General features: G+C 66.2%; 9 protein-coding genes and 1 pseudogene. 4 read left to right on the top strand and 6 right to left on the bottom strand.

Annotated features, from left to right (window positions below):
* Window positions 1–12: 12 nt before the first annotated feature.
* Window positions 13–1626 carry a PPE family protein gene (locus MPSD_RS25935; protein ID WP_020785725.1) on the bottom strand — a complete coding sequence of 538 codons (1614 nt, stop codon included), beginning with the start codon at window positions 1624–1626 and terminating at the stop codon, window positions 13–15.
* Window positions 1627–1800: 174 nt separating this feature from the next.
* On the opposite strand from MPSD_RS25935, the gene kstR2 reads away from it, so the two are divergent.
* The 3 genes and pseudogenes from kstR2 to MPSD_RS31115 all read left to right on the top strand — a co-directional run bounded on the left by kstR2 (window position 1801) and on the right by MPSD_RS31115 (window position 6069).
* Window positions 1801–2403, top strand: coding sequence for a TetR family transcriptional regulator KstR2 (gene kstR2, locus MPSD_RS25930; RefSeq protein ID WP_012396570.1), 603 nt, complete (start codon window positions 1801–1803; stop codon window positions 2401–2403).
* A 2-nt stretch (window positions 2404–2405) separates the two neighbouring features.
* Window positions 2406–3566 carry a steroid 3-ketoacyl-CoA thiolase FadA6 gene (gene fadA6 / locus MPSD_RS25925; protein WP_020785726.1) on the top strand — a complete coding sequence of 387 codons (1161 nt, stop codon included), beginning with the start codon at window positions 2406–2408 and terminating at the stop codon, window positions 3564–3566.
* Window positions 3567–3769: 203 nt separating this feature from the next.
* Window positions 3770–6069: pseudogene (locus MPSD_RS31115) on the top strand (PE family protein).
* A gap of 86 nt (window positions 6070–6155) precedes the next feature.
* Here the strand turns inward: MPSD_RS31115 and MPSD_RS25915 are convergent.
* Genes MPSD_RS25915 through echA20 form a run of 5 tightly spaced genes read right to left on the bottom strand, consistent with a single transcriptional unit; the run spans window position 6156 to window position 11630 of the window.
* Entirely contained in the window at window positions 6156–8177 is a 2022-nt protein-coding gene (locus tag MPSD_RS25915) for a fatty acid desaturase (protein WP_020785728.1), read from the bottom strand.
* A gap of 30 nt (window positions 8178–8207) precedes the next feature.
* On the bottom strand, window positions 8208–9275 hold the full coding sequence (ipdC, locus tag MPSD_RS25910; protein ID WP_086085165.1) for a (3aS,4S,5R,7aS)-5-hydroxy-7a-methyl-1-oxo-octahydro-1H-indene-4-carboxyl-CoA dehydrogenase: 1068 nt from the start codon (window positions 9273–9275) through the stop codon (window positions 8208–8210).
* Entirely contained in the window at window positions 9272–10015 is a 744-nt protein-coding gene (ipdB, locus tag MPSD_RS25905; protein WP_015357401.1) for a cholesterol ring-cleaving hydrolase subunit IpdB, read from the bottom strand. Before ipdB ends, ipdC begins: the two co-directional genes overlap by 4 nt.
* Window positions 10012–10890 (bottom strand): cholesterol ring-cleaving hydrolase subunit IpdA, encoded by an 879-nt coding sequence (ipdA, locus tag MPSD_RS25900; RefSeq protein WP_020785730.1) that lies wholly within the window; start codon window positions 10888–10890, stop codon window positions 10012–10014. Before ipdA ends, ipdB begins: the two co-directional genes overlap by 4 nt.
* Window positions 10887–11630, bottom strand: coding sequence for a (7aS)-7a-methyl-1,5-dioxo-2,3,5,6,7,7a-hexahydro-1H-indene-carboxyl-CoA hydrolase (gene echA20 / locus MPSD_RS25895; RefSeq protein WP_012396563.1), 744 nt, complete (start codon window positions 11628–11630; stop codon window positions 10887–10889). Before echA20 ends, ipdA begins: the two co-directional genes overlap by 4 nt.
* Before the next feature lie 324 nt (window positions 11631–11954).
* Here echA20 and MPSD_RS25890 point away from each other — a divergent pair, with 324 nt between their 5' ends.
* Window positions 11955–13826, top strand: coding sequence for a PE family protein (locus tag MPSD_RS25890; RefSeq protein ID WP_167470908.1), 1872 nt, complete (start codon window positions 11955–11957; stop codon window positions 13824–13826).
* The last annotated feature ends 81 nt before the right edge of the window (window positions 13827–13907 follow it).

The raw sequence follows: 13907 nt of genomic DNA, 5'->3' as shown, positions 1-13907 counted from the left end.
CGGCCGGATCGGTTACCCCGCTAGCTGTTTCAGCAGTTCTTCTAGGCTGAACACGCCCGACATATTGCTGCCCGTGTTGAACAACCCCGTGAGGTTGCCGGCAATCCCGGGGAGGCTGTCCGCGACGCCGGTATTCCCGATGCCGGAGATGATGCCGTTTACGGTGCCGCCGCTGGCCTGGTTGAACATGCCCGAGATGTCGCCGGCAAACGTTCCGGTGGCAGTGTTGAAGAAGCCCGAGACATTGCTCCCGGTATTGTTGAAGCCCGAGTTCGTGTCGCCGGTGTCGGCGGTGGAACCGATGTCGGTGTTCACGTCGCCCGAATTCCACAAACCCGTATTCGTGTGACCGGAATTGCCGGATCCAGTATTGACGTCGCCCGAATTCAGGAAGCCCGTGTTGGTGCTGCCCGCGTTGCCGAAGCCGGTGTTGCCACTGGCCGAGTTGAAGAAGCCGGTGTTGAGGACACTCGAGTTCCCGACGCCGAAGTTGCCGATGTCGGAGTTGCCGAAACCGACGTTGCCGGTGCCCGAGTTCCCGACGCCGAAGTTGCCGAAGGCGCTAGTGGACGAGAGGCCCGCATTGAAGACGCCGAAGTTTCCATTATCGGAGTTGAAGAAGCCGATATTGTTCGTACCCGAGTTGCCGATTCCGAAATTCCCGGTGCCCGAGTTCAGTCCATTGAACGTGAACTGACCGGTTGTCGAGTCGTAGTAGGCATTCCCGAAGCCGACCAGATTGTCGCCGGTAAGTCCAAAGCCCAGGTTCCCGTCACCGCTGTTGCCGGCGCCAACGTTGAGGTCGCCGCGGTTACCGATGCCGAAGTTCCCGTTGCCCCAGTTGCCCAACCCGAAGTTGATGCCCGGATTAGAGCTGGTGAGCGGGTTGCCGGTGTTTCCGAAACCGATGTTTTCGTTGCCGAGGTTGCCGCTGCCCCAGTTGCCGCTGCCCAGGTTCCCATCGCCGATGTTGTTGCTGCCGACGTTGCCGCCGCCGAAGTTGGAGCTGCCGGTGTTTCCGTTGCCGATGTTGGTGCTGCCGGTGTTTCCGCTGCCGATGTTCCCGGTGCCGCCCTTATTGCCGAGCCCTATGTTCGGCAGCGCCTGCAACAACTGCTGGAAGGGATTCAAACTTGCCGCCGCCGCCGACACGCCGGAGTGGTAGCCGGTCATCGCGGCCACGTCTGCGGCCCACATCTCTTCGTACTGTGACTCGGCTGCCATGATCGCCGGCGCATTGAACCCGAAGAAGTTCGACCGCACCAACTGCACAAACACATTCCGGTTGGCCGCCACGGCCAGCGGAGGGATCATCGCCATCCGCGCCGCCTCGAATGCGCTGGCTACCGCCTGGGCTTGGCCGGCCGCGCCGGCGGCCCGCGCCGCCGCCGCACTCAACCACCCCGCATAGGGGCTGGCCGCGGCCGTCATAGCCGCCGATGCCGCGCCTTGCCAAGCCTGTCCGGCCAGGCCGGAGGTCACAGCGGAAAACGAATCCGCCGCGGCGCCCAACTCCTCGGCGAGGCCATTCCAGTCCGCCGACGCCTGCAGCATCGGCGTAGAACCCGCACCGTTGAACATTCGCAGCGAATTGATCTCCGGGGGCAACATCGGAAAACTGACCATGGCTGACCTCCTGCCAGTGGCCTCGCCGCCCCCGATGCGGCCAGTGCCGAAATCGAATTGGAGTGTTCCGGCGCAGATGCTACGACGGTGGTCAGGCGGGGATAGTGCGTTTCGCTGATATTGAGGTCTTTAGTCACATTGGCCGAGCAAGCGCTTGGTTGATACGCTGATCGGGTGGAACGAATGACCGGTCAGGCTAACAGCCGCCGAGGAGAGTTATTGGGGCTCGCCGCGGTGATGTTCGCCGAGCGCGGTCTGCGCGCCACCACCGTCCGTGACATCGCCGACGGAGCCGGCATCCTGTCCGGCAGCCTCTATCACCATTTCGCCTCCAAAGAGGAAATGGTCGACGAGCTGTTGCGCGAGTTTCTGGACTGGCTCTTCGCTCGCTACCTCGAGATCGTCGATGGCGAACCCAACCCGCTTGAGCGGCTCAAGGGCCTGTTCCTGGCGTCGTTCGAGGCCATCGAACATCGGCACGCTCAAGTGGTCATCTACCAGGACGAGGCCCAACGGCTGTCTTCACAGCCCCGGTTTTCCTACCTGGAGGATCGCAACAAAGAGCAGCGCAAGATGTGGGTAGACGTGCTCAATCAGGGCATTGAGGAGGGCTACTTCCGGCCCGACCTCGACGTGGACCTGGTCTACCGGTTCATCCGCGACACCACCTGGGTGTCGGTGCGCTGGTACAAACCTGGCGGAGCGCTGACCGCGCAGCAGGTCGGGCAGAAGTATCTCGCCATTGTGCTGGGCGGGATCCAGAAAGAAGGAGTCTGAAAATGCCGGAGGCGTACGTCATCGACGCTGTACGTACCGCGGTGGGCAAGCGTGGCGGAGCGTTGGCGGGGGTACATCCCGTCGACCTGGGTGCCTTGGGGTGGCGGGGACTGCTGGATCGAGTTGACGTCGACCCGGCCGCGGTCGACGACGTGATCGCGGGCTGTGTCGATGCCATCGGCGGTCAGGCCGGCAATATCGCACGGTTGTCCTGGCTTGCGGCGGGATATCCCGAAGAAGTGCCAGGTGTCACCGTGGACCGCCAATGCGGCTCCAGCCAGCAGGCGATCTCCTTTGGTGCGCAAGCGATCATGTCCGGAACGGCCGACCTCATCGTTGCCGGTGGCATGCAGAACATGAGCCAGATCCCGATCTCGTCGGCAATGATCGTCGGTGAACAATTCGGCTTTAGCTCGCCGACCAACGAATCCAAGCAGTGGCTGCACCGGTACGGGGATCAGGAGATCTCTCAGTTCCGCGGTTCGGAGATGATCGCCGAGAAGTGGAATTTGTCGCGTGAAGAGATGGAGCAGTATGCGATGACCAGCCACGCGCGTGCGTTCGCGGCGATCAGGGGTGGCCGCTTCGATAACGAAATCCTTAGTGTGGAAACGGAATCCGGGCCCTTCCGGGTCGACGAAGGGCCGCGCGAGTCATCGCTGGAGAAGATGGCTGGCTTGAAGACCCTGGTCGAGGGGGGGCGGCTTACCGCCGCGATGGCCAGCCAGATCTCCGACGGTGCCAGCGCGGTGCTGCTGGCTTCCGAACAGGCGGTCAAGGATCACGGCCTGACTCCGCGCGCTCGCATCCACCACATCAGTGCGCGCGCCGCCGACCCGGTGTTCATGCTCACCGGCCCCATCCCGGCGACCCGCCATGCGCTGGAAAAGACCGGCCTGTCCATCGATGACATCGCCACGGTAGAGATCAATGAGGCATTCGCGCCGGTGGTTTTGGCGTGGCTCAAGGAAATCAAGGCCGATCCCGAGAAGGTCAACCCCAACGGCGGTGCCATCGCTCTCGGTCATCCGCTGGGTGCCACCGGGGCCAAGCTGTTCACCACCATGCTCAATGAACTCGACCGGGTCGGTGGGCGTTACGGGCTACAGACGATGTGTGAAGGCGGGGGCACCGCCAACGTCACGATCATCGAGCGGCTATAGCGGCCGGCGTTTCGGGCTGCGAAGGGTGGACCTCTGCGGCTCGCGCGGTGAGTCCTCTGGCATCGGGATTTTCGGTGTGGCGCGTCCTGCGCAATACCAGACGATTATTCATGCCTGTTGCTACTGTTTCTCTGTCCAATTGACGTGACTGCGCGATCGTCGGATGGAAGAGCGCGTGTGTCGACACGTATTGGGAGGCTCAGATGTCCTATGTCATCGCAGCGCCCGAGCTCATGCAGTCGGCGGCCGCGGACTTGGCGGGCATCGAGTCCGCGCTCAGCGCCGCTAACGTATCGGCGGCGGTTCCCACGACCCAGATACTGGCGGCAGGTGCCGATGAGGTGTCGGCGGCCATCGCAGCGTTGTTCGGTGCGCACGCCCAGGCGTATCAGGCGCTCGGCTCCCATGTGACGGCGTTTCATCAAGAGTTCGTGCAGGCGCTGAATTCGGGTGCGGCGTCATACGCGAACGCCGAGGCGGCGAGCATCGCTCCGCTCCAAGCCCTATACGACCTGGTAAATGCGCCCACCCAGGCGCTGCTGGGGCGCCCGTTGATCGGCAATGGCGCCAACGGGGCCCCGGGGACCGGCCAGAACGGCGGCGACGGTGGGCTGTTGTTCGGTAATGGTGGTGCCGGGGGGTCGGGCGCGGATGGTCAAAACGGTGGGGCCGGTGGCAATGCGGGACTGATCGGTAATGGTGGTGCCGGGGGTGCTGGTGGTAACACCGATCTGTTTGGGAATAACGGTGCCGTGGGTGGGGCTGGTGGGGCTGGGGGATGGCTGATCGGTAGCGGTGGTGCTGGTGGTACCGGGGGCATCGGGGCCTTTAACGGGGGTGCTGGCGGGGCTGGTGGGAGCGCGTGGCTGTTTGGCACCGGTGGTGTTGGTGGCACGGGTGGTATCGGCACTTTGGGTGTTGGCGGTGCCGGTGGTGCGGGCGGTGGCTCGGGCGTCTTGTCCTTCGCCGATGGTGGGGCCGGTGGTTTTGGTGGTTCGGGCGCCAATGCCGGTGGGGTCGGCGGTAGTGGTGGTGCTGCCGGGATATTCGGCACCGGTGGTGCTGGTGGCACCGGTGGTGCGGGCGGCACGAATGGCTTGGAGATTGGCCAGGTCAGCGTGGGCGGGGCCGGCGGAGACGGCGGGCGCGGCGGGTGGTTGTTGGGGATCGGCGGCAGCGGCGGGTTCGGCGGGTTTGGTCAGGGCCCCTCGGGTGGGATCGGCGGCGACGGCGGTGATGCCGGATTGTTCGGTGTTGGTGGCATAGGCGGGACTGGTGGCACCGGCTTCTCCGGTGTTGGCGGCAATGCTGGTGCCGGCGGTGATGGTGGTTTGTTGTGGGGGTCCGGTGGGGCCGGTGCGCGGGGCGGGCAAGGTGGGGCCGGTGCCGGTGGGATCGGCGGTGCTGGTGGTGGTGGCGGCCTGTTCGGCGGGGATGGCGGCGCCGGCGGGGTCGGTGGTACCGGGGCGGGTGGGCCTGGTGGTGCCGGCGGTGTTGGTGGCGATGCGGGGCTGTTCGGTGTCGGTGGGGCTGGTGACGTGGGTGGTACCGGCGTCGGGTTCCCGACCGACCCTGGTCTGTCGTTTGGTGGTCAGGGTGGCGCCGGGGGCGTGGCGGTCTGCTGATCGGTCTTGGCGGCAATGGTGGTACGGGAGGGTTTAGTGGCCCGTTGTCTGCGGGTGCTGGCGGCGGCGACGGTGGTGCTGGTGGTGGGGTTGGGTTGATCGGTTTCGGCGGGGCCGGTGGGTTCGGTGGCGCTAGTGGGTTCGGCACGGGTGGGGCCGGTGGTGTTGGTGGGGCCGGTGGCGCGTTGTTCGGTGTTGGTGGTGTTGGCGGTAATGGTGCGTGGGGTGCCGGCGGTATTGGCGGCGATGGTGGTGTTGGCGGTGCTGGTAGTGCCCTCGGGTTTGGTCTTGGTGGTGCCGGTGGTGCCGGTGGTGCCGGCGGTGCCAGTGGTCTCGGTGATGGTGGTGCCGGTGGGACTGGTGGTGCCGGTGGGCTGCTGGGCGGTAATGGTGGGGGCGGTGGGGCCGGCGGGGCTGGCGCTGTCGGCTTTTTGGACAACACCGCCGACGGCGCTGGTGGTGCCGGTGGGGCTGGCGGTAGTGGGGGCTTGCTGTTCGGTGATGGTGGTGGCGGTGGCGCCGGTGGTGCTGGCGGGATTTCGACGTCCAGCAGCGTTAACAACGGTGGTGCCGGTGGTGCCGGTGGTAACGCGGGTGGCCTGTTCGGCAGCGGTGGTGCCGGCGGTATCGGTGGTGCCGTCGGTACCGGGGGCACGGTCGCGGGTGCCGGCGGCGACGGCGGCGGGGCCGGATGGGTGGGCAACGCCGGCAACGGTGGTGCCGGCGGGGACGGTTGGACCAACGGCGACGGCGGCGACGGCGGCGACGTGGGGTTGTTCGGCGCTGGCGGTAACGGCGGCAACGGCGGAACCGGCGTGACAGCCGGCACCGGTGGCACCGGCGGTCTACTCGGCCCGGACGGGATTAACGGGACGTAGCCCGCTGGCGTCCGGGTGTGGACCACCCGACCGACGGCCCGCCGCGGTGTCCTATCGCGCCGGTTGCGTCCGGCGCGATGGGCGCCTTAGCTGTCGTAGTCGACTGCCACGAACGGTGTGGTCGGGTGCGACTGACACGTCAAGATGTAACCCGCGTCGAGTTCGGCCTGACCAAGCGCGAAGTTGTGGTCCATCTCCACGTTGCCTTCGATGAGTTTGGCTCGGCAGGTGCCGCACGCTCCGCCCATGCAGGCGTAGGGTGCATCGCTGCGCCGCTGTAGCGCGCCCTCCAGGATCGAGTCTCCGGGGGTCAGATCGAAGGTGTCCTGCCGCCCGGACAGGGTGAAGGTCACGGTTGCGCCCTCGTACCCGTGATCGGTCGCCGGTGCTGTGTTGTAACCGAAGAACAGCTCCAGGTGAATGTGCTCCGTGTCGACCCCGTGCTCGATCAACGAGTCACGCACCGTGGTGGTCATTTCCATTGGTCCGCAGATGAACCACTCATCCACCGTTTCTGGGGACAGGTTGCTCGTCAGCCACCTGTTGAGCTTCTCCGTGTCGATGCGTCCGCGTAGCTCTGGGGTGTGCAGCGGCTCGTTGGACATCACGTGCAGGATCTCCAGCCGGTCGGCATAGCGTGACTCGAGACGGTCCAGCTCGGCCCGGAACATCGTGGATTCCTTGGTGCGATTCCCGTAGATCAGGGTGAACCGGCTTTCGGCTTCGATCTCGAGCGTGGTCGCAAGGATCGACAACACCGGTGTGATCCCGCTGCCGGCCACCAGTCCGACGTAGTGCTTGCGCTCCAACGGATTCAATGGCGTGCCGAACTGGCCGGTCGGCGTCATCAGCTCCAGCACATCGCCGGCCTTGAGGTCGTTGGCCACAAAAGTCGAAAACGCGCCGCCCGGAATGTGTTTGACGGCGATCCTCAGCTGGGCCCGAGTGGCCGGAGCACAGATCGAGTAGTTGCGACGGACGCCCTGCCCGCCAAGATCGGTGCGGACCGTCACGTGTTGGCCCGGCTCGAAGCGGAAGGCGTCCTGCAGGTCTTCGGGCACCGCAAACGTCACCAGCGTGCTGTCGGTGGTGATGGGGTCCACCGATGCGACCGGGATGCGGTGCAGCACCGCGTGCGGCGAACTCGACCTGGCCGGCATCCGCACCGGCAACAGCTTGGCGAGCCTGCCGTTGAGTTCCTTCCACTCCCGGTACTCGTCCGGATTCAATTGCTGGCCAAAGACCGTGGAGATCGCGGCGTTGCGTTCCAGGTAAGCCTCTTCGTTGCGCTTCCAGGTGCGCACGTACCGGTAGAACGGCACCGACGGGTGCAGATGGTGTACCAGGTGGTAGTTCTGCGACAGCAGCACCGGCGTGAACAGCCATTCCGCACCGACGCGGTTGCGGGTCGCGCGATAGCGGTTGGTGCGCTGGGTGTCCTCCAGCCCGTGATGAGGCAGCCAGTCGAACCACCATGCCAGCACCGTGAGTCCGATGCGCTGCGGGATCAAGAAGACCACCGCCAACGTCCAGAAATTGCCGGTGACGATCGCAATGGTCAAGCCGGTGATGCTCAACGCAAACATGAACAGCGTCTCGGCAAACTCGACGACCGGTCGGCTACGAGCACGCGGGATGTAGTACTTGAGGTAGTAGTACTCCACCAGCGACCAGCGCAACGGCAGCAGCCACGGCGAACCATGAGAGGCGAAGGTGTCGGGGTCTTCGACGTCGTCATTGGAGTGGCGGTGATGCTGGATGTGGATGTATCCGAAGGCCGGGAAGGCGACCACCGGACCGACGAAGAGAAAAGCCAGCCGCCCGAACAACCCGTTCACCCAGCGCACCGAGCTGACCGAGTAATGCGAGGCGTCGTGCACGACGGTGAACATCACAAAGGTCACCGCGGCGTTGACCGGAATCGTCACCCAGGATGGGACCCAACCGTCGATGTAGCCGACCGTCGTCAGGACAAAGGACCCGAGTGCGGCCAGGAAGATCCCAAGGGTGGGAAGGGCCAGCTTGGGCACCGTCTCGCCAGGATCGGGCAGAGCGTGATGCGCAGACGAATCCGGTGCCGCTCGGTTCACGGCGTCGATGGTCGACATAGCTGAAGAAGCGTAGTCGACACGCGTCAACTACTCCACCAGCGCTGCGGCGGCCCGTAGATGTTCGATGGCGTCGTGCACGATCGACTCGACCAATTGCGCACACGACGGCAGGTCATCGAGTATTCCGGCGACCTGACCCGATGCCAGTACCCCCGCCTCGGGGTTGCCGTCGACCAGACCGGTCTTCAACAACATCGGGGTATTGGCCGCCATCAGCACCTGTGACCAGGTCAGTTCTTTGCCGTGTCGCATGGCGAGGCCGTCTTTGATCATCGACGCCCAGCTCATCTGCGACATCTGTTTGAACTTCGCGGCGTTGCGGATCGCGGCGGTAAAGCCCCGCGCTCGCGATCCGCCTTCCAATTTCTCGACCAGTCCGGTGCGCAGCACCCGGTGTGGCATCCCGTCGACCCGGGTGGTGACGACGGTGCCATCCAGCGCGGCCTGAAGATAGCGTCGCTTCACCGCGTCGGGCACGGTGGAGTCCGAGGTGAGCAGGAAACGGGTGCCCATTGCCACGCCTGCCGCGCCATAGGAAAGCGCGGCGGCCAGCCCGCGTCCATCGAAGAAACCGCCTGCCGCGATCACCGGGATGCCGGTGCCCTTGACGGCGTCCAGCACTGAGGGCAACAGCAGTGTCGTCGCGACCGGTCCGGTGTGTCCGCCGCCCTCACCGCCTTGGACGATCATGGCGTCCGCGCCCCAGCCCGCAACCTTGCGGGCGTGCTTGGCCGCGCCGATCGATGGGATGACGACGGCTCCGGCTTCCTTGAGCCGCGCGATCAGCTCGGGCTTGGGGGCCAGGGCAAAGGATGCGACTTTGACACCCTCGCGGATCACCAACTCGACCCGGTCCGACGCATCGGCGGCGTCGGCGCGGATGTTCACGCCGAAAGGCTTGTCGGTGGTGGCTTTGACTTTGCCTATGGCAGTGGCCAATTCGTCCAAGGTCATGGTGGCCGAAGCCAGGATTCCCAGGCCCCCCGCGTTCGCTGTGGCCGAGACCAGCCGCGCACCGGCCACCCAACCCATCCCGGTCTGCACCACCGGGTGCTCGACGCCGACCAGATCGGTCAGCGGCGTGCGCAATCTCATGAACGAATCTCTCTATCGCGCAGCGCTTTCGGATCGATGACTTCGCGGATCAGCTGCAGTTCCCCGTCGGTGGGAGTCCTGGTTTGTTCGGCGTCCTCGAGGCCGTGTACCTCGAATGAGGTGGCTTCCCGAACGTCGTCGGGGGACACTCCGGGATGCAAACTCAGGGCCCGCATCGTTTGCTCGGGTCCGCCGAAGTCGAACACTCCCAGGTTGGACACCACCCGGTAGACGTTGACGAACCGAAACGCGGGGTTGTCGGGATCGACCTTGTCGTAGCCGATTCCGGAGACGATGTCGACGGCCTCGCAGAACACTCGTTTGGAATGGCTGCCGACCCAGTAGCTGGTTGCGTGGTTGATGGTATTGCCGGGCGATCCCCGGACGCCGAACATCTGCCGGGTCGGATGCTGCAGCGGGCCGAACGCCGAGATGTTCTGATTGCCGTAACGGTCAACCTGATTGGCGCCCATGACAACATGCCGGCGTCCCCAGGCCAGTGTCTCGAAGACCCGGCCAAAGGGCATCCAGCCCTCGACCGGTCCGGTCTTGCCCAAAGGTGGCGTGTCGGCCAGCAACTGGGCTTCCCCGTCGGTCAGCAGGATGTCGGGTGAGAAGGTGAGTCGGGCCAACCTCGCTCCGACCGACGCCATGTTCGTCATCGGGCTGACCATGATTTCACCGGCGTTGCGGAACAATTCGGCGCAGGCGACGGCGCATACCTCGGCCCGGGTACTCACGATGACGCTCCAAACTCGCGCACCGCTGCCTGATAGTCGGCCTCGGTGCCGGACAAATATGTGGCCACGAACTGTTGCCACCCCTGGTCGGTCGACGCCGCTTCGGCGTAGTGGCGCTGGAATTTCTCGTCCCGGCCATAGTCGGGCGCGGCGGTGGTGAAGTGGGCGCCGCCGGGGGCCTCCACCACCGCGTCGACCATCATCCGGTTCACCAGCATCGCTTGGGGCGGTACGGATTTGACTAGTTCCTCGGTGGTGACAATGCGCTCCACCGAGAGGAAGCGCTGCTCGGCGGCCATCAGGAAAAGGTCGTCGAAGTACGGGTCGATCCCGGTGTAGGCGGCATTGCCACGGCAGTCGCCGAGATTGAGGTGCGCAAAGGCCGCGTCCAAGCGCAGCGCCGGCATGGCGATCAGGGTCTCGTGGCCGCCTTCCGGGGCCGGGTAGGGACTGGTGACCGTGGCCAGCTCGCCGTCCCAGAAGTCCGGAACCGAACTGCCCAGCCCGGCGCGGATCGGCAGGAACGGCAGGCGTTGTGCGGCCGCTTGTAGCCCGCAGCGCAGCATGCCCTCGTCCATTTCGCGGGCCTCGATGGCACCACTGGTGCGGGCCTTGGCGAACCACGGGTCGTAGAAGGGGGGTGAGTCCAATGAGACGAACCCGTAATAGACCCGCTTGACCTTGCCGGCCGAACACAGCAGTCCGACGTCGGGGCCGCCGTAGCTGACCACCGTCAGGTCGGTGACGTCAGAGCGCAGGATGGCCCGCACGAAGGCCATGGGCTTGCGCCGTGAACCCCAGCCGGCGATGCCGATGGTCATTCCACTGCGCAAATGCCCGACTGCGTCATCGAGGGTGGTTGTCTTGTTGCTCATGACTTTTTCACGAACGCGTCGCGGTGCTCGTCGGCGACTCCGGCGAGGTTGAGCTCGAACGTAAATCCTTGCTCCATGCGGTAGCTGGAGTTAACCCGTTGCACATCAATCAAGTTCAGCGCCTCCTTGGCGGCACGGATAACGCGGGTGTCCTTGGCGGCGATGTCACGGGCCACGCGTAAAGCGGATTCGTCGAGTTCGGCGCGGGGCACCACCTCGTGCACCGAGCCAAAGTGGTGCAAGGTGGCGGCATCCACGGTGGCGGCGGTGAAGAACAGCCGCCGCATCAAATGTTGTGGAACCAACCTGGAGAGGTGGGTTGCGGCGCCGAGCGCGCCCCGCTCCACCTCCGGCAAACCGAAGGTGGCGTCCTCGGAGGCGACGATGACATCGGAGTTGCCGACCAATCCGATGCCCCCGCCAACGCAGAACCCATTGACCGCGGCGATCACCGGCACCGCGCATTCGTATACCGCGCGGAAGGCCGCAAAGCAGCCACGGTTCGCGTCGATCAGCGCCGTGAAGCCTTCGGTGCGCTGCATTTCCTTGATGTCTACGCCGGCGTTGAAGCCGCGGCCCTCGGCCCGCAGGATCACCGCTCGGGTTTCCAGGTCGGCTCCGGCGGCCGTCAGGGCGTCGGCGAGTTCGAACCAACCGCGCGATGGGATGGCGTTGACCGGCGGATAGTCGACGGTGATCGCAACGATCCCCGGTTCAGCGGTGGTGGACGTGATTGTCACTGGGGACTTCCTTATGGGGTGGGCTACCTAAGCAAGCACTTGCTTGGGACGCTAGCACAGCGACACGCTTCGCAGCGGCCAAGGCCATCGACAGGGGGCCAAGCGGGTGCTCGTGTTTCTCATGGGTGAGACGTTGTGGGGTGTGGTTGGGGGGTGGTGGTGCAGTCGGTGGTGGGTGGGCTGCGACGGGGGGTGCGGTGGTGCGCCGGTGGGTGTTTTTCGTGTTGTGGTGATCTTGGTGATTCGTGGATAGGTCGTTGACCTGCGTCGATATCGTCGGCCGATCGGTGTTGGGTGTGGTGGGCTGAAGGGGCGGTGGGTGTGGTGTCGTTGGTCAGGGTGGCCCCGCAGGTGGTGGCCGACGGGGTGGGGAATTTAGCGCGTATCGGGTCCTCGATCGGGGTGGCCAACGCGGCCGCGGCGGCGGCGACCACCACGATGGTGCCCGCCGGTGGTGATGAGGTGTCGGTGGCGGTGGTGGGGTTGTTCCGCGGTCTGGGGCAGGACTACCAGCTCTTCGGCGCCCAGTTGGAGCAGTTCCATCAGCGTTTCGTGCAGATCCTGGATGCGGCCAGGACCGCCTATCTGGAGACCGAGACCGCCGCGGCGGCGGCGGTGGCCGATGGGCAGTTTCAGGTGTTGGCGGAGCCGGTGCAAACGCTGGGGCAGGCCTGGCTGGCCAGTCCGGCGGGTGAGCTGCTCGATCCGTTGGTCAATGCGCCGTTTGAGTCGTTGACCGGCCGGGAGTTGATCGGCAACGGGGCGGCGGGGGTCGCGGGTGTCGATGGTGGTGCCGGGCAGGCCGGGGGGTGGTTGTTCGGTGATGGCGGCCCGGGGGCGGCGGCCACGGCCACCAGTGCGGCCGGCCGTGGTGGGGATGCGGGGTTGATCGGTGCTGGTGGTGCCGGTGGGGCCGGGTGGGCTAACTCGGGTGTGGCCATGATGGCCGGCGGGGCCGGTGGTGATGGGGGTTTGGTGTTCGGTGATGGCGGGCCGGGTAGTCCCGGGGCGGCTTCGTTTGACCCCACCGTGGCCGGTGGCGCGGGTGGTCCGGGTGGGGATGCCCGCGGGATCGGTGACGGTGGCCGTGGCGGCGATGGTGGCCCCGGGGCCACCGGAGCGCCCGGCGGGCGGGGCAGCGATGGCGGGCCCGGCGGCAAGGGCGGCAATGCCGGGGACTACGGCAACGGCGGTACCGGCGGCCCCGGCTCGCCCGGCCAATCTTGGGGTGACCCTGGGTCGCAGGGTGGCCTTGGCGGCCGGGGCGGTGCGGGCGGAATCGGCGGCGACGGTGGACAACTCCGCGGCAGCGGCGGCGACGGCGGACTCGGCGGCGAGGGTGGCCACGGCGGCGCCGGTGGCGACGGCAAAGACGCGGTGGAGTCGCCGCAGTTCGGAAAGGCGGGCGGTCCCGGTGGGGACGGGGGGCGCGGCGGCCTCGGCGGATTCGGCGGCGACGGCGGCGCTGGCGGTCATGCCCTCGCGCCGAGATATCACGACGGCGCCCCCGGTGCTGGCGGCGTGGGTGGCGACGGCGGCGCCGGGGGCAATGGCGGGCGCGGTGGCGACGGAGCTAACGGCGTTAACGCCGCCACTTTGGCGAGCGTGATTGGCGGAAACGGTGGCGACGGGGGCAACGGCGGCTATGGCAACCTGGGCGGTTACGGCGGCCTAGGCGGTGACGGGTCCACCAGAGCCGGTCAGGGCGTCGCTGGAATCGACGGCGACGGCGGCGACGGCGGAAACGGTGGCAACGGCTCCACCACCGACCATGGAGTTATCCCACAAGGTTGGGGCGGTAACGGTGGCAATGGTGGTCGCGGTTTCAACGGTGGTGACGGCGGTGACGGTGGCAACGGCGGGAGCGGCCCAACAACACTTCGGCTTTTCGGCAGAGTGGGCGGTGACGGCGGTGACGGTGGTCGCGGCGGCGACGCCTACGGCGGCAACGCCGGGTGGGGTGGCGACGGCGGCAACGGGGGCCGAGGCGCATACGGATCCGGTCTCATCCCACCGGCGCGGGGTGGCGATGGCGGTAACGGCGGCGACGGCGGTGACCTCTACATCAATGGCGTGATGTACCAACACGGCGGGGCCGGATTCGACGGTCTGCCCGGCGAGCCACCCGACATCCCGCCGATCGGTGGTTTGGGCGGCAAAGGCGGCAGCGGCGGGCTTGGCCCCCACGCGCCGTAGGGCTCGGCGGTGGTGGACCTGACCGCCACTCGAGCCTTCCCGCACGGGGTTGGGTACCTAAGCAAGCACTTGCTTGGTACG

This window comes from Mycobacterium pseudoshottsii JCM 15466 (assembly GCF_003584745.1).
Lineage (GTDB): Bacteria > Actinomycetota > Actinomycetes > Mycobacteriales > Mycobacteriaceae > Mycobacterium > Mycobacterium marinum.
Note: the sequence above shows the minus strand (reverse complement) of the source record. Positions and strands in the feature narration are given on the sequence as shown.